The organism is Pantoea sp. Ep11b (assembly GCF_040783975.1).
Lineage (GTDB): Bacteria > Pseudomonadota > Gammaproteobacteria > Enterobacterales > Enterobacteriaceae > Pantoea.
The window spans coordinates 1,510,656-1,526,122 of the sequence record NZ_CP160631.1 but is presented as its reverse complement, the minus strand read 5'-3'; the positions used below and the strand labels follow the sequence as shown (position 1 = coordinate 1,526,122).

The window sequence follows — 15,467 nt, the reverse complement described above, 5'->3', positions numbered from 1 at the left end:
TGCCTTTCTGGCTTTTGACGCTTACCAGGATCTCACATGGACAAATTTAACCCGGTCGATCATCCGCATCGCCGTTACAATCCACTGATTGATCAATGGATTTTAGTTTCACCTCATCGGGCCAAACGTCCGTGGCAGGGCGCACAGGAAACTCCGGCGGTGAATACATTGCCGAGCCACGATCCCGACTGCTTCCTGTGTGCCGGCAACACCCGCATTACCGGCGACAAAAACCCGAACTATCCCGGCACCTACGTCTTTACCAATGACTTTGCGGCGCTGATGACTGACACGCCCGACGCGCCAGAGAGCGATGATCTGCTGATGCGTTGTGAAAGCGCCCGCGGCACCAGCCGGGTCATCTGCTTCTCACCCGATCACAGCAAAACCCTGCCGGAGATGTCACTGAGCGCGCTGGAAGAGGTCGTGCGCACCTGGCAGGCGCAGACCGCCGATCTGGGCCAGCACTACCCCTGGGTGCAGGTTTTCGAGAACAAAGGCGCGGCGATGGGCTGCTCTAACCCGCATCCGCACGGTCAGGTCTGGGCCAACAGCTTCCTGCCGAACGAAGCGCAGCGCGAAGATGACCACCAGCGCGACTACTTCGCTAAAAAAGGCGTACCGATGCTGGTCGATTACCTCGCACGCGAGCAGCAGGATGGCAGCCGGACGGTGGTGGAAACCGATCACTGGCTGGCCGTGGTGCCGTGGTGGGCCGCCTGGCCGTTTGAGACGCTGCTGTTGCCCAAAGCGCACGTCAGACGTCTGACCGACCTGAATGGGGCGCAGCGCACGGACCTGGCTCTGGCGATGAAGAAGCTGACCAGCCGCTATGACAACCTGTTCCAGTGCTCCTTCCCCTACTCCATGGGCTGGCACGGCGCGCCGTTCAACGGCGAAGCCAACGATCACTGGCAGCTGCATGCGCACTTCTATCCGCCCCTGCTGCGCTCAGCAACGGTACGAAAATTCATGGTTGGCTATGAGATGCTGGCCGAAACCCAACGCGATTTAACGGCGGAACAGGCGGCGGAACGTCTGCGTTCTGTCAGCGACGTTCACTTCCGTGAGGCACAACAATGAGCTTAAAAACCATCACGCAGCAGCTTTTCTCTGACACCTTCGGTTACGCCGCCACGCACACTATTCAGGCGCCAGGCCGCGTTAACCTGATTGGCGAACATACCGACTACAATGATGGCTTTGTGCTGCCGTGCGCCATCGATTATCAGACCGTGATCGCCTGCGCGCGCCGTGACGACCGTCAGATTCGCGTCATCGCCGCAGACTATGACAATGCGCAGGACACGTTCTCGCTGGATGAGGCGATCGTCAGCGTACAGGAGCCAATGTGGGCCAACTATGTGCGCGGCGTGGTGAAGCATCTGCAGCAGCGTCATGCCGATTTTGGTGGTATCGATATGGTGATCAGCGGCAACGTGCCGCAGGGCGCGGGTCTCAGCTCCTCCGCCTCGCTGGAAGTGGCCGTTGGCACCGTGGTGCAGCAGCTCTATAACCTGCCGCTGGATGGCGCGGCCATCGCGGTTAATGGCCAGGAAGCGGAGAACCAGTTCGTGGGCTGCAACTGCGGCATCATGGACCAGCTGATCTCGGCGCTGGGCCAGAAAGATCATGCGATGCTGCTTGACTGCCGCACGCTGGGTACCCGTCCGGTTTCGATGCCCGACGATGTTGCGGTGGTGATCATCAACTCCAACTTCCGTCGTACCCTGGTCGGCAGCGAATACAACACCCGCCGTGAGCAGTGCGAAGCGGGCGCGCGTTTCTTCAATAAAAAAGCGTTGCGTGACGTGGAGCTGGCGGAGTTCGAAGCGGCAGAATCGCAGCTCGACCCGCAGGTGGCAAAACGTGTGCGTCACGTTCTGACCGAAAATGCCCGTACGCTGGAAGCGGCCGATGCGCTGACCCGGGGCGACCTGACGCGCATGGGCGAGCTGATGGCCGAATCGCACGCCTCAATGCGTGACGATTTTGAAATCACCGTGCCGCCAATCGATACGCTGGTGGAGATCGTTAAGGCGCAGATCGGCGGGCACGGTGGCGTGCGCATGACCGGCGGCGGCTTCGGCGGCTGTATCGTCGCCCTGATGCCGCAGGATCGCGTTGAGCAGGTGAAGGCGGCCGTGGCGGAGCAGTATGAAGCCGCGACCGGCATCAAAGAGACCTTCTACGTCTGCAAAGCCTCTGAAGGAGCGGGCCCATGCTGAATGACGTCAACTCTCACGCGCCCGACGGTCAGCCGTGGCGTATCACCGTGCTGCGCAATGCCAGCGGTATGCTGGTGACCTTTATGGACTGGGGCGCGACCTGGCTCTCCGCCCGCGTGCCGATGCAGGATGGCACGGTACGTGAGGCGCTGCTCGGCTGCGCCACGCCCTCTGACTATCTGCATCAGGATGCCTATCTGGGCGCAACGGTGGGCCGTTACGCCAACCGTATCGCCGGGGCAAAACTCAATAAACTGAATCGCCAGCTGGTGGCGAACCAGGGGGCGCATCAGCTGCATGGCGGACCGGAAGGCTTTGACAAGCGCCGCTGGCAGATCGTCAGCCAGAGCGACAGCGAGGTGCACTACCGCATCGACTCGCCGGATGGTGATCAGGGCTTTCCCGGCAATCTGATTGCCGATCTGCGCTATCAGCTGGATGACCAGAACTGCCTGAGCATCCATTTTGAGGCGCGCTGCGATCGGCCCTGCCCGGTCAACCTGACTAACCACGCCTACTTTAACCTTGATGCGCATCATGGCGATGCCCGCCAGCATCGCTTACAACTGCACGCTGACCACTATCTGCCGGTCGACAGCGAAGGCATTCCGAATGCGCCGCTGAAAGCCGTGGCGGGCAGCAGCTTCGATTTCCGCCATGCCAAAGTCGTGGCGCAGGATTTCCTGGCAGACGAGGATCAGCGGGCGGTGAAGGGCTATGACCACGCCTTCCTGCTTAACAGCGCAGGCGATGACAGTCAGCCCGCAGCGGAACTCTGGTCGGCAGATGGCAAACTTCAGCTCAGCGTGACCACCTCAGCACCGGCGCTGCAGTTCTACTCCGGTAACTATCTGGCTGGCACCCGTGCCCGCGAACAGGGGAGCTATACTGCCTTTCAGGGCATCGCGCTGGAGAGTGAATTTTTACCGGATTCACCTAATCACACTGAGTGGCCTCAGCCCGATTGCTGGCTGCAGCCGGGAGACCGCTGGGAAGCCGTAACGCGTTATCGCTTCACGCCGCGCTGAGCCTCCGGCTGAAAAACGCGCAGTGCGTCACACACAGGCTTACGCGCTGCCCGCTTTTCCGTTATGGTATGGCGCTATCAGCTCGTGTGTCAGGCGGGCAGCAGCAGGTTTCAATCTCACAGAAACATCACAGTATTAAGGAGTTAAGCTATGGCTGTAACTAAGCTGGTTCTGGTGCGACACGGCGAAAGCCAGTGGAACAACGAAAACCGCTTTACCGGTTGGTATGATGTTGACCTTTCTGAGAAAGGTCGTGGCGAAGCCAAATCAGCGGGACAGCTGCTGAAGAAAGAGGGCTTTGTTTTTGATTTCGCTTACACCTCCGTACTGAAGCGTGCGATTCACACGCTGTGGAACGTGCTGGATGAGCTGGATCAGGCCTGGCTGCCGGTTGAGAAAACCTGGCGTCTGAACGAGCGTCACTACGGTGCGCTGCAGGGTCTGGACAAAGCGGAAACCGCTGCCAAATATGGCGACGAGCAGGTTAAACAGTGGCGTCGTGGCTTTGCCGTCACCCCACCAGAGCTGGATCGTGCCGATGAGCGTTTCCCTGGCCACGACCCGCGTTACGCAAAACTGACCCCGGAGCAGCTGCCAACCACCGAGAGCCTGGCACTGACCATCGACCGCGTTATCCCTTACTGGAACGACACCATTCTGCCGCGCATCAAAAGCGGTGAGAAAGTGATCATCGCCGCACACGGTAACTCCCTGCGCGCGCTGGTAAAATATCTGGATAACCTGAGCGAAGATGAGATCCTCGAACTGAACATCCCGACCGGCGTACCGCTGGTGTATGAGTTCGATGAAAACTTCAAGCCGCTGAAACGCTACTACCTGGGCGACCAGGACGAGATTGCTGCGAAAGCCGCAGCCGTTGCGAATCAGGGTAAAGCGAAGTAATTCCGCGCTGAAAGGCAAAAAGGCCAGACGTCCGTCTGGCCTTTTTTATTGGCTCTTCTCAGCCTCTGCGATCAGCCGCGACGCTGTTTCACCGCTGCCGCCAGCTGACGCAGCACTTTGTCCGTATCTTCCCAGCCGATGCAGGCGTCGGTGACGCTTTTGCCATAGACCAGCGGCTCACCGCTCTCCAGGCTCTGATTGCCTTCCACCAGATGGCTCTCGATCATCACGCCGACAATCGCCTGCTCTCCGCCGCTCAGCTGCTGCGCGACATCATCTGCCACGACCAGCTGACGCTGGAACTGCTTGCTGCTGTTGGCATGGCTGAAGTCGATCATCACCTGCTGTGGCAGACCCGCTTTCGCCAGCCCCTCTTTCACCGCGGCCACATGCTGCGCACTGTAGTTCGGCTCTTTGCCGCCGCGCAGGATAATGTGGCAGTCGCCGTTGCCGCTGGTTTCGACAATCGCCGAGTGGCCATATTTCGTCACGGAGAGGAAACAGTGCGGTGAACCCGCCGCGTTAATCGCATCGATTGCCACCTTAATAGTGCCATCGGTGCCGTTCTTGAAACCGACCGGGCAGGAGAGCCCGGAAGCCAGCTCGCGGTGAACCTGAGATTCGGTGGTCCGCGCGCCAATCGCGCCCCAGCTCATCAGGTCAGCCACATACTGCGGGGTAATCATATCCAGGAACTCACCCGCCGCCGGTAAGCCGCTGTCGTTGATGTCCAGCAGCAGTTTGCGCGCCAGACGCAGGCCGTCGTTGAGCTGGTAGCTGTTGTCCATATAGGGGTCGTTGATCAGCCCTTTCCAGCCCACCGTGGTGCGTGGCTTCTCGAAATAGACGCGCATCACCACTTCCAGGTCGCCCTTTAGCTCCTCGCGCAGCGCCAGCAGGCGACCGGCATACTCTTTCGCCGCTTCAGGATCGTGAATGGAGCAGGGTCCAATCACCACCAGCAGGCGATCGTCCTGACCCTGCAGAATCTGATGAATCGCCTGACGGGCCTGTGAAACGGTCTGTGCAGCACGATCGGTCGCCGGGAATTTTTCGAGCAGCGCAACCGGAGGTAACAGCTCTTTAATCTCTTTGATGCGTAAGTCATCGTTCTGGTAATTCATACTGATTCCATATTATTTCTGGCCCGGCGCCCGCCGGACACAACCCGCCCAATGTAGCCCGAAGCGCCAGGGGTGTAAATTCCCGCAGCGGAACAGTTGTGCGGGTGATATTTGCAATAATCAGGTTACCGACTAGACTTTTTAATGGTAAGCACTGAGGAACGTCCCGCTTACACAATTTAATCACCCTGTTTAAGCAAACTGGCGGATATTATTTCGTCAGGGATTTTCTTACCCGAAATTGCACCTCTGGGCTTAAAGCCTCTTCATTGATTAACGGGAGCATAATGATGAAAAAGTTTGCCTTACTCTTTTTGACAGCAGCAATGACACTGAGCAGTGGCGCGGTCCTGGCTGAGGGCAGCAACAACGGGACAGCGAACCAGGCTGCCAGTGCAGGCGCAGCAGCCGGCGGAGCAAAAGAAAATCTGCCGCCAAATAAGGTTGATAACAGCAAAATTAATAACACCGGTCAGGATATGAACCCGGCCACCTCTGGCAGCAGCACCAGCATGGGCAATATGACGGCTGATGAGATCGACCAGAACAGCCAGTGTAAAGATGGCAAGTGTCCGAATATCAACCGCAAGGTTGAAACCAAAGTGGGCGGCGGTGACGTGAATAAGAAAACCGACGGTACCACTCAGTAATCCTGTTTTATCCAGGAGAGCGCACGCTCTCCTGGTTTCTCTCCCTTCCGCCCGACTCTTCCGCTATGCTAATCCTGTTAAATTGACAGGGAATCCTTCATGGCCGTTTTGCTTTTGATTGACGATCACCCGCTGGTCGAAGTGGCACTTGAAGCCGCGCTGAGCCAGTCCCCCATTCCGGTTCAGCTCCTCTCTGCCAGCAGTGAAAAAGCCGCCCGTCCTCTGCTTCAGCAGCCGCTGGATATCATCGTACTGGATATCGGCCTGCCGGATGGCGATGGGCTGGAGATCCTGCGCCGCCTGAAGATCCACCGGCCCGACTGCCCGGTTCTGATCTACTCTGCGCAACAGACGCGGCACTATGTGCGCCGCGCGCAGGCGCTGGGCGCGGCGGGTTATGTGGTGAAAAGCCAGCGCATGGCGCAGCTGCTCAGTGCCATCCTGGCAGTGCTGGGCGGGCAGACGGCTTTTCCGCCGATGGAGGAGGATGAACCTGAACTGCCGCTGACGCAGAAAGAGCGGCAGATTCTGGCGCTGCTGGCCAGCGGCCTGTCCAATCTGCAGATCGCCGATCAGCTTCATATCAGCAATAAAACGGTCAGCACGCATAAAAAGAACATTCTGGAAAAAACCGGTGCCCGCTCGGTGGTGGAGCTGGCTGACCTGTGGAAGGCGCAGCAGTGAGAACACTCCTGCTGATCCTGTTGCTGCTGTGCGGTCCGGCGCTGGCGGAGGTGCGGCCGGTGAGCAGCGTGAACCTGCCGATGATGCTGCCGGTAACGCATGCCGACACCATGCAGGGTAAAATTCTGCGTGTCGGCCTGCTGGAAGAGAACCATGCGCCCTGGACGATGCGCGTCGGCAACGATCTCTATGGCATCAACGCCGACTACCTCTCTGCGCTGCGACAGCTGACCGGCGCACAGTTCACGCTCAGCCTCTACCGCGATCAGCCACATCTGCTGGAGGCGCTGAACAGCGGCCAGCTCGATTTTGCGCTGGGCATGTGGGTTTCGCCGCTGCCCGATGCCATCCTGAGCAGTGACAACTGGTACAGCAGCCCGCTGCGGGTCTATCGCAATCAGCAGAACCAGCGTGCCGTGATGTTCAACAGCCACAACGCCTCGCTGGCGATCAGCGACAGCACCCTGGCGCAGCTCCCGCCCGGGCTGGCGGCCCGTCACAGCTGGCGTCACTACAGCAGCGATCTGCAGGCGATCTATACCCTGATAAATCAGCAGAATGATTATGTGGTGGCGGATGAGACCAGCGCCGGTTTCCTGCTGAGCCAGCTGCAGCAGGGGCAGATCTACCAGATCGCCTCCCACATCGACGCCGGACAACTCAATCTGCGGGCGATTGCGCGCGACCCTCAGCTGATCGACTGGATTAATCAGAGCCTGCGTCAGCTCCCTGCGGAACTGATGAACACGCTGCAGGCGCGCTGGAGCAGCAGCCTGCCGCGCTATCAGGATACGCAGACCCTGATGCTCAGTCCGACGGAACGCGCCTGGATAGCCAATCATCCGCGCATCACCTACGCCGCCGAACCGGACAACTATCCCTGGAGTTATCGTGACGCCAGCGGCACCGCCCGGGGCTACAGCGTCGATTTGCTGAAGGCAGTGGCCCAGAGCACCGGCTTGCAGTTTGAACCGGTCTGGGTCAGTAATCCCCGCCAGGCCAGCGCGCTGATGGCGCAGCATCAGGCGATGCTGCAACTGATGCAGCCGCTGGACGGTGATGCGATGCAGAGCACCTCGCTGCCGGTATGGCGTGCGCTGTGGGGGATCTACAGCATCCGCACCGATACGCCCGCACACTGGCGCGATCTGCACGGCAGGCGGATCGGCGTGTTGCAGGGGGATCTCGCACTGAGGCTGCTGCCTGCGGATCTGCAGGCACAGCCGTTTGCCGACCGCAACAGCCTTTATGACGCACTGGCAAAGGGCGAGATCGATGCGCTGGTTGATAACGTGCTCTCCGCCCGCTGGCGCATCGCCAGCCGCGACGATGCGCGCATTCATCTCGCCTTTGCCGCCAGCGACATCGCCTGGCCTGTCGCGCTGGGCGTAACGCCTGACGAGCCGGTGCTGCGAACCCTGCTCGATCGCGCCTTACAGCAGATCCCGGCCGACACCCAGAGCCGGATGCGCGACAGCTGGTCTACCCCGCCGCAGCCCGGCAGCGTGAGGGTGATGCGTTCGCTGCCGATGATGGTGCTGGCGGTGGCGGGGGCGGCGATTGTGCTGCTGCTGCTGCTGCTGGCCCGCCGCTACTGGCAGCAGCGCCGGGAGCGACAGCAGCGCGAACAGGCCGAGCACGCCAACGCGATGAAGAGCCATTTTCTGGCAACCGTCAGCCATGAGCTGCGTACGCCGATGCAGGCAATTCTTGGGCTGCTGGAGCTGGAGAAGCAGCAGCGCAGCAGCCAGAACCTGACGCTGCTGCACAGCAGCGCACAGTCGTTACTGACCCTGCTGAATGACCTGCAGGATCACGCGCGTATCGAGAGCAACAGTTTTACCCTGGCGCCGCGTCCGCTGGCGCTGGCGCAGTGGCTTAATCAGCAGCAGCACTTCTATCATCCGTTAATGCGCGCAGAGGGGCCACGCCTGATCGTTGAGGCCCTGACGCCGCTGCCTGACCTGATAATGATCGATGCCGATCGCCTGCAGCAGGTAGTCAATAATCTGATGACCAATGCGCTGAAATTTACCCGTCACGGTACCATCCGCCTGACCCTGGCCGCAGAGCAGCAGCTGATCCTGACGGTCAGCGACAGCGGCAGCGGGATCCCGCCGGATGAGCAGCAGAAGCTGTTTGATCCCTGGTATCAGGCACCGTCCGGCAAATCTGTTTCGGTGCAGGGCAGCGGGCTGGGGCTGTTTATCTGTCGTGAGATGGTATTGCGGATGGGCGGCGACATCCGGCTCGCCTCTGAACCCGGACAGGGAACGCAGGTGACTGTCACGCTGCCGCTGGAGCCTGCTTCGCCGCCCGGTCATAGAGAGGAGACCGCCCTGCCCGCCTTTCCTGAACTGCGGGTGGCGATTGTGGATGATCATCCGACCAACCTGCTGGTAATGCAGCAGCAACTGGCGCGCTTCGCGATTCAGGCTGATATTTTTGAAGAGGGACGTGCGCTGTTGCGGGCCGATGCACAGCAGCCGTATGACCTGCTGTTTATCGACCAGATGATGCCACGGCCCGACGGCACGCTGCTGCTGCGCCTGCTGCGACGGCGTGACCGCCAGCGGGGACGGCAGGCGATGCGGGTGCTCTGCTCGGCCGATGCGCAGCTGCTGACGCGCACCCTGGAGGCGCGGGAGCAGGTACTGATCAAACCGGTCCAGTCAGCCGATCTCCGCGCACTGCTGGCGGCGTTTCAGCGCGATCCACTGGCGGCGCTGGATGACAATCTGTGGCAGCTGGCACAGCAGAATGAGACCTTTCTCACTCGCCTGAGCCGTACACTGCATAGCACACTGACACAGGACCTGGCAGCCATGCATGAGGCGTATGCCCGGGCAGACTGGCCCGCGTTCGCCGCAGCGGCGCACCGCATGAAAGGAAGCTGGCTGCTGGCGGGGCTGGAACAGGGCGCACAGCTCAGCCAGCAACTGGTGGAACAGGCAGGCGCGCGTCAGGATCCCTCTGAGACATGGCAATCACTGATATTATTAACAGACAGGTTACTCAAAAAACTGGAATCTTATGGCACACACCCACACTCATAGCGGGCAGGACAGTAATCGCACGCGTCTGGCGGCCGCCTTCGGGGTGACCGTTCTCTTTATGGTTGCCGAAGTCATCGGCGGCTGGATCTCCGGCTCGCTGGCGCTGCTGGCCGATGCCGGGCATATGCTGACCGATGCCGCCGCGCTGCTGATGGCGCTGCTGGCCGTGCAGTTTTCACGGCGCAAACCCAACGCACGCCACACCTTTGGTCTGCTGCGGCTGACCACCCTGGCGGCCTTTGTGAACGCCATCGCGCTGCTGGGCATCACCGCGCTGATCGTCTGGGAGGCGGTGCGCCGCTTTGCCGATCCGCAGCCGGTGACCGGCGGCCTGATGCTGGGGATTGCGATTGGTGGCCTGGTCGCCAATATTCTGTCGTTCTGGCTGCTGCATCACGGCAGCGAAGAGAAAAACCTCAACGTGCGCGCCGCCGCGCTGCATGTGATGGGGGATCTGCTGGGGTCGGTGGGGGCGATTGTCGCGGCGGTGATCATTCTGCTGACCGGCTGGATGCCTATCGACCCGATTCTGTCACTGCTGGTTTCGCTGCTGGTGCTGCGCAGCGCCTGGTCGCTGCTGCGGGAGAGTCTGCAGGAGTTACTGGAAGGCGCCCCGCATTCGCTGGATGTGAACCGGCTGATGCGCGATCTTACACTGAACATCGCCGAGGTGCGCAATGTTCACCATGTGCATTTGTGGCAGGTGGGGGAAAAGCCGCTGCTGACGCTGCACGCACAGGTGATCCCGCCTTACGATCATGATGCGCTGCTGCACCGTATTCACGACTATCTGCGGAAGCACTATCAGATTGAACATGCCACGGTGCAGATGGAGTATCAGCCCTGCACCGGAGCCGACTGTGAACTGGGCTTAAGCAGCGCGGCGGCCAGCGGCCATCACCATGCGCACGATCATGACCACAGGCATGATGCTGCTCACGCCAGCGGCAAGGCGCACACTCACTGAGCCGACAGCGCGCGGGAACCCTGTTGCCGCGCGCTGCGGATCCAGATACGTGAACCATTCAGCGCAATCAGCGTCAGAATCGCATACTCCAGCGACATCGCATACACGCCCTGACGGGCGAATATCATCACGCTGATCACATTGATGATCACCCACAGCAGCCAGTTCTCAACATATTTGCGCGTCATCAGCACCATCGCCGCAATCGACAGCACCATCATACAGGCATCCCAGAACGGGAAGGCGTCCGGCTGCAGTTCGGGCATCGCCACCGCCAGACCGAGCGCGTTCATCAGTGCAACGGCTGCGCGGGTCAGCAGCGCGAATACCGGGTCGATATAGCGGGTCATCAGCGCAATCGCGATCACACAACCCGCCGCCCAGGCCAGCGCCCTGGGCAGCGGCAGCCAGCGGATTTTCAGCGCCGCCTCGTTATCGGCCGTCTGACGACTCCAGGCGTACCAGCCGTAGAGGTTGGCGGCAAAGAAGAAGAGTTGCAGCAGCAGGCTGGCGTAGAGCTGGATCTGAAAGAAAATCACCGCAAACAGCGTGACGTTAAGCAGGCCGAATGGGTAGTTGATGATTTTTTCCAGGCTGGCAAACCAGATGCAGAGTAAGCCCGCCAGGGTGCCGATAGCCTCAATCCATGAGAGATCGTAGCCGCCAGCCCCCAGGGGGATATGAACCAGAATATTGTGTGTGCTGAAGAAGTCCATGCAGAGCACCTGTCCGGGAAACGCTTACGCGTTGCCCTTCACGTTAAGTTTAAGGTCTGCTGCAAAGGATAGCATGCGATTAAGCGGCAGTAACGCCGCCTCACGCAGCGTCTCATCTACCTGAATCTCATGTTCCACCCCACCCGACTCCAGCGCCTCTGCGATGGCTTTCAGGCCGTTCATCGCCATCCACGGACAGTGTGCACAGCTGCGGCAGGTCGCCCCCTCACCCGCCGTCGGCGCCTCCAGCAGCTCTTTATCCGGCACAGCCTGCTGCATTTTGTAGAAGATGCCACGATCGGTAGCCACAATCATCTGCGGATGCGGCAGCGACTTCGCGGCCTGAATCAGCTGACTGGTCGAGCCAACCGCGTCCGCCAGATCGACAATCGCCTGTGGCGACTCCGGATGTACCAGCACCGCCGCGTCAGGATAGAGCGCCTTCATCCGCTGCAGGGCCTGGGTTTTGAATTCGTCATGCACGATACAGGCGCCCTGCCAGCACAGCACATCCGCGCCCGATTTTTGGGTAACGTAACGGCCAAGATGGCGATCCGGTGCCCAGATGATCTTTTCGCCCAGACTGTCGAGGTGCTCAATCAGCTCGACCGCAATACTGGAGGTCACGACCCAGTCGGCACGCGCTTTCACGGCGGCAGAGGTATTGGCATAGACCACGACGGTGCGATCGGGGTGCGCATCGCAGAAGGCATTGAACTCCTCAATCGGGCAGCCGAGATCCAGCGAGCACTCCGCCTGCAGGGTAGGCATCAGCACGATTTTTTCCGGGCTGAGAATTTTGGCAGTTTCCCCCATAAAGCGTACACCGGCCACCAGCAGCGTGGTTGCGGCGTGATTGCTGCCAAAGCGTGCCATCTCCAGGGAGTCGGAAACGCAGCCGCCCGTCTCCTCTGCCAGCGCCTGAATCTCCGGATCCGTGTAGTAATGCGCCACCATTACCGCGTTGCGTGCTTTCAGCAACGCTTTGATTTTCTCACGATAGAACGCCTTCTCATCGTCACCTAAACGGGCAGGTTTCGGCGGAAAGGGGTAAACGGCGCTTTCAGGATCGAACATCACACTCATGACACAGCTCTCGTTTTATCTAGTTAACGAAAATCGCCTTATCAGGCAACTTATGACGTTGATAACGCCATCTTGTTTTATATGCTAAACACGATAGCGGAAAAAACCGGCCCTGTCGTGAGCTTTTTATTCCTGTTGGGTCATAAGGCCTGTCCCGCCGGCGGTGTTTCCCCGGCCAGCGCCAGCGATGGCTGCGCGCTTTCCAGCGACAGCAGGAAGGCTTTGATCTCCAGCCCGCCCGCAAAGCCGGTGAGCTTGCCGTTGGATCCGATAACCCGATGGCACGGCGCGACAATCGAGAGCGGATTACGCCCGTTGGCCGCGCCGACCGCACGCACGGCCAGCGGATGGCCGATCTCCCGCGCAATCTGGCTGTAGCTGCGCGTTTCGCCAAACGGGATCGCTATCAGCGCCTGCCAGACTTTTTTCTGGAAATCGGTGCCGACAAAATCAAGCGGCAGCTCGAAGTCGCGCCGCTCTCCGGCAAAATACGCCTTAAGCTGACGCCCGGTTTCACGCAGAACAGGATGGTCGTCATCCTGCACCTGCGGCAGAAATCGGGTGCGTTTCGGATCGTCATTTTCCCACAGGATACCCGCCAGGCCGCTGTCGCTGGCGACCAGTTTAAGCTCACCCACCGGGGTGGCTATCATTCTGAAGTAGTACATGGTGATTCTCCCGTCGCGATTCTGTCGCCCATTATCGCACTTTTCCGTGGACTGACTGGCTGTTTCCGGTCATGGCGCTAAACTATTGTGCTGTCCGAAAACAGCCAGTCTGACGGCGTTTGCCGGTATAGACTGCGGCTCTTTACCGGAGAAATGCCATGCTCAGTCCCGACATTGCCTACCAGGCACTGACCTCCCGCGATACCCGCTTCGACGGCGTTTTCTTTGTGGGCGTCACCTCCACCGGCATCTACTGCCGTCCGGTCTGTCCGGTGAAAGCCCCGATGCTTAAAAACTGTCTGTTCTTCAGCAGCGCCGAGGCGGCGGAGAAAGCCCGCTTTCGCCCCTGTCTGCGCTGTCGCCCTGAGCTGGCGCCGGGTAACGCACCGGTCGATCAGCCTCATCGCGTGGCGGAGCGGCTGGTTCAGCGCATTGAGGAGGGGATGCTGGAGGAGCGCGAAGGGCTGGATGCGATTGCGGCGGAGTTCGGACTCAGTCTGCGCCAGCTGCGGCGCATCGTGCAGCAGGAGCTGGGGGTATCGCCGCTGGAGCTGAAACAGACGCGGCGTATGCTGCTGGCAAAACAGCTGCTGACGGAGACCCGGTTGCCGATCACGGAGGTCGCCTACGCCAGCGGTTTCCGCAGCCTGCGGCGTTTTAACGATGTCTTTCAGGCGCGCTATCGGATGACGCCCAGCGCGCTGCGCCGGGATGAGCCCGCAGTTCAGGCTACACAGCCAGGCGACCGCATTACGCTGCGGCTGACTTATCGCCCGCCCTATGACTGGGCGGCGATGCTCTGGTTTTTGCAGACGCACCTGATGAAAGAGGTTGAAGCGGTGGAGGATGGCAGCTGGCGGCGCACTGTGGCGCTGGGCCGCTGTCGGGGCTGGGTCAGCGTGTCGCATCTGCCGCAGAAGAATGCGCTGCAGGTGACGCTCTCTGCCTCGCTGACACCGGTGCTGCCGCTGCTGTTACGTCGCCTGCGCGATCTGTTCGATCTGGATGCTCAGCCGCAGCGTATCGCGGCCTGCCTGTCTCAGGACCCGCTGCTGGCCCCCAGCCTGCTTGCTCATCCCGGGCTGCGCGTGCCTGGCGCGTTTGACGCCTTTGAGCTGGGCGTGCGTGCCATTATCGGCCAGCAGGTCACGGTTAAAGCGGCGACCACCGTCAGCAGCCGTTTTGCCGCCGCGTTTGGCGAGCCCTGTGAGACGCCTTTTCCCGATCTGACCCGCTACACGGCGCTGCCTGAACGCATCGCTGCGTCGTCGGTGGATGATGTGGCGCCGCTCGGCATCGTCAGCGCCGCGCGCTCCCGAGCCATCATCGCCTTTGCTACGGCCTGTGCCAGCGGCGATCTGCGGCTCAGTGCCGCTCAGTCACCAGACGAGGTGATAAAGAAGCTGGTCAGCCTGCCGGGTATTGGTCCCTGGACCGCACACTATATTGCGATGCGCGCCCTGCGCTGGCCGGATGCCTTTCCTAAAGAGGATATCGCCATCCGCAATAATCTGGGCGGCATGACGGCCTCACAGGCCGAGGCGCGCTCACTCGCCTGGCGTCCCTGGCGCAGCTATGCGGTGATGCATATCTGGGAGAGCCTGGCGGTGGCGAAGACGAAGAAAAAGCTGTAACGGTGGCAGTGAGGAGGCGGGCAGGCGATTCAGTCGGACCTGCGGCAGGTTCTCATCCTGCACGATTATCACCGTGCGTCAGAAACGAAAAAAGCGCCTTAAAGGCGCTTTCTTCTGAATGGGTGGGTCGTGCAGGATTGCCATCGGCCCTTACGGGCCTCGCCCTCCGGGTGATGCTCACGCATCAGCCTGAATCGCAGGCGATTCAGTCGGACCTGCGGCAGGTTCTCATCCTGCACGATTATCACCGTGCGTCAGAAACGAAAAAAGCGCCTTAAAGGCGCTTTTTTCTGAATTGGTGGGTCGTGCAGGATTCGAACCTGCGACCAATTGATTAAAAGTCAACTGCTCTACCAACTGAGCTAACGACCCGCTGGGGGGCTTACAATCGTTCAGCACGCCGGGCGGCTGAGATAAGATGGTGGGTCGTGCAGGATTCGAACCTGCGACCAATTGATTAAAAGTCAACTGCTCTACCAACTGAGCTAACGACCCATCTTATGACTGTGAAGCGATGCTGAAGGCTTCTTCGTAACACGGCGCGATTAACGCGGGTCTGAAGAAGATGGTGGGTCGTGCAGGATTCGAACCTGCGACCAATTGATTAAAAGTCAACTGCTCTACCAACTGAGCTAACGACCCATCTTCAGGCTTACCAGACACATCTGCAATGTGTCCCGGCAACGGCGGCATATATTACTGATTTAGCGAGGTAGCGCAACT

Annotated in this window: 13 protein-coding genes, 3 tRNA genes and 1 other RNA gene; 9 read left to right on the top strand and 8 right to left on the bottom strand. The window is 60.1% G+C overall.

Annotated features, from left to right (window positions below; all coding sequences use genetic code 11):
• The first annotated feature begins 36 nt into the window (after window positions 1-36).
• From galT to gpmA, 4 genes are all read left to right on the top strand, one after another.
• Window positions 37-1,083: a galactose-1-phosphate uridylyltransferase gene (galT, locus tag AB1748_RS07190; RefSeq protein ID WP_367396176.1), complete on the top strand. Its 1,047-nt coding sequence runs from the start codon at window positions 37-39 to the stop codon at window positions 1,081-1,083.
• The gene (galK, locus tag AB1748_RS07185) at window positions 1,080-2,228 is read left to right on the top strand and encodes a galactokinase (RefSeq protein ID WP_367396175.1); all 1,149 of its coding nucleotides are present in this window, start codon (window positions 1,080-1,082) and stop codon (window positions 2,226-2,228) included. Before galT ends, galK begins: the two co-directional genes overlap by 4 nt.
• Window positions 2,222-3,256, top strand: a complete 1,035-nt coding sequence (galM, locus tag AB1748_RS07180; protein ID WP_111141955.1) for a galactose-1-epimerase — start codon at window positions 2,222-2,224, stop codon at window positions 3,254-3,256. Before galK ends, galM begins: the two co-directional genes overlap by 7 nt.
• 150 nt (window positions 3,257-3,406) lie before the next feature.
• Entirely contained in the window at window positions 3,407-4,159 is a 753-nt protein-coding gene (gene gpmA, locus AB1748_RS07175; protein ID WP_009091367.1) for a 2,3-diphosphoglycerate-dependent phosphoglycerate mutase, read from the top strand.
• 71 nt (window positions 4,160-4,230) lie between these two features.
• Here the strand turns inward: gpmA and aroG are convergent, their stop codons facing one another.
• The gene (aroG, locus tag AB1748_RS07170; protein WP_367396174.1) at window positions 4,231-5,283 is read right to left on the bottom strand and encodes a 3-deoxy-7-phosphoheptulonate synthase AroG; all 1,053 of its coding nucleotides are present in this window, start codon (window positions 5,281-5,283) and stop codon (window positions 4,231-4,233) included.
• A 287-nt stretch (window positions 5,284-5,570) separates the two neighbouring features.
• Between aroG and AB1748_RS07165 the strand changes: the two genes are divergently transcribed.
• The 4 genes from AB1748_RS07165 (at window position 5,571) to zitB (ending at window position 10,640) form a co-directional block, all read left to right on the top strand.
• Complete coding sequence (locus AB1748_RS07165; protein ID WP_199560045.1) at window positions 5,571-5,933, top strand: YbgS-like family protein; 363 nt, start codon at window positions 5,571-5,573, stop codon at window positions 5,931-5,933.
• 99 nt (window positions 5,934-6,032) lie between these two features.
• Complete coding sequence (locus AB1748_RS07160) at window positions 6,033-6,617, top strand: response regulator (protein WP_367396173.1); 585 nt, start codon at window positions 6,033-6,035, stop codon at window positions 6,615-6,617.
• Window positions 6,599-9,673 (top strand): transporter substrate-binding domain-containing protein, encoded by a 3,075-nt coding sequence (locus tag AB1748_RS07155; RefSeq protein WP_367396172.1) that lies wholly within the window; start codon window positions 6,599-6,601, stop codon window positions 9,671-9,673. Before AB1748_RS07160 ends, AB1748_RS07155 begins: the two co-directional genes overlap by 19 nt.
• A complete protein-coding gene (zitB, locus tag AB1748_RS07150; RefSeq protein ID WP_367396171.1) occupies window positions 9,651-10,640 on the top strand; it encodes a CDF family zinc transporter ZitB in 990 nt (329 codons plus the stop codon). The genes AB1748_RS07155 and zitB overlap by 23 nt, the downstream gene beginning before the upstream one ends.
• On the opposite strand, the gene pnuC is transcribed toward zitB, so the two are convergent.
• From pnuC to AB1748_RS07135, 3 genes are all read right to left on the bottom strand, one after another.
• Entirely contained in the window at window positions 10,634-11,356 is a 723-nt protein-coding gene (pnuC, locus tag AB1748_RS07145) for a nicotinamide riboside transporter PnuC (RefSeq protein ID WP_367396170.1), read from the bottom strand. The genes zitB and pnuC overlap by 7 nt on opposite strands.
• A 24-nt stretch (window positions 11,357-11,380) precedes the next feature.
• Entirely contained in the window at window positions 11,381-12,442 is a 1,062-nt protein-coding gene (gene nadA, locus AB1748_RS07140; protein WP_367396169.1) for a quinolinate synthase NadA, read from the bottom strand.
• Window positions 12,443-12,582: 140 nt separating this feature from the next.
• Complete coding sequence (locus tag AB1748_RS07135; RefSeq protein ID WP_367396168.1) at window positions 12,583-13,110, bottom strand: methylated-DNA--[protein]-cysteine S-methyltransferase; 528 nt, start codon at window positions 13,108-13,110, stop codon at window positions 12,583-12,585.
• Between the two features lie 158 nt (window positions 13,111-13,268).
• On the opposite strand from AB1748_RS07135, the gene AB1748_RS07130 reads away from it, so the two are divergent.
• Window positions 13,269-14,744 carry an AlkA N-terminal domain-containing protein gene (locus AB1748_RS07130; protein WP_293773728.1) on the top strand — a complete coding sequence of 492 codons (1,476 nt, stop codon included), beginning with the start codon at window positions 13,269-13,271 and terminating at the stop codon, window positions 14,742-14,744.
• 120 nt (window positions 14,745-14,864) lie between these two features.
• On the opposite strand, the gene AB1748_RS07125 is transcribed toward AB1748_RS07130, so the two are convergent.
• From AB1748_RS07125 to AB1748_RS07110, 4 genes are all read right to left on the bottom strand, one after another.
• Window positions 14,865-14,997: non-coding RNA, RtT sRNA (locus AB1748_RS07125), on the bottom strand.
• A gap of 43 nt (window positions 14,998-15,040) precedes the next feature.
• Window positions 15,041-15,116, bottom strand: a tRNA-Lys gene (locus AB1748_RS07120).
• Window positions 15,117-15,163: 47 nt separating this feature from the next.
• Window positions 15,164-15,239 (bottom strand) — tRNA-Lys (locus AB1748_RS07115).
• A 71-nt stretch (window positions 15,240-15,310) separates the two neighbouring features.
• Window positions 15,311-15,386 (bottom strand) — tRNA-Lys (locus tag AB1748_RS07110).
• Window positions 15,387-15,467: the final 81 nt, after the last annotated feature.

Coding starts and splice junctions, on each gene's coding strand:
- AB1748_RS07130 (WP_293773728.1), top strand. CDS start 13,269: ATGCTCAGTCCCGACATTGCCTACCAGGCACTGACCTCCCGCGATACC.
- pnuC (WP_367396170.1), bottom strand. CDS start 11,356: ATGGACTTCTTCAGCACACACAATATTCTGGTTCATATCCCCCTGGGG.
- AB1748_RS07135 (WP_367396168.1), bottom strand. CDS start 13,110: ATGTACTACTTCAGAATGATAGCCACCCCGGTGGGTGAGCTTAAACTG.
- galM (WP_111141955.1), top strand. CDS start 2,222: ATGCTGAATGACGTCAACTCTCACGCGCCCGACGGTCAGCCGTGGCGT.
- galT (WP_367396176.1), top strand. CDS start 37: ATGGACAAATTTAACCCGGTCGATCATCCGCATCGCCGTTACAATCCA.
- zitB (WP_367396171.1), top strand. CDS start 9,651: ATGGCACACACCCACACTCATAGCGGGCAGGACAGTAATCGCACGCGT.
- AB1748_RS07165 (WP_199560045.1), top strand. CDS start 5,571: ATGATGAAAAAGTTTGCCTTACTCTTTTTGACAGCAGCAATGACACTG.
- AB1748_RS07160 (WP_367396173.1), top strand. CDS start 6,033: ATGGCCGTTTTGCTTTTGATTGACGATCACCCGCTGGTCGAAGTGGCA.
- nadA (WP_367396169.1), bottom strand. CDS start 12,442: ATGAGTGTGATGTTCGATCCTGAAAGCGCCGTTTACCCCTTTCCGCCG.
- galK (WP_367396175.1), top strand. CDS start 1,080: ATGAGCTTAAAAACCATCACGCAGCAGCTTTTCTCTGACACCTTCGGT.
- gpmA (WP_009091367.1), top strand. CDS start 3,407: ATGGCTGTAACTAAGCTGGTTCTGGTGCGACACGGCGAAAGCCAGTGG.
- aroG (WP_367396174.1), bottom strand. CDS start 5,283: ATGAATTACCAGAACGATGACTTACGCATCAAAGAGATTAAAGAGCTG.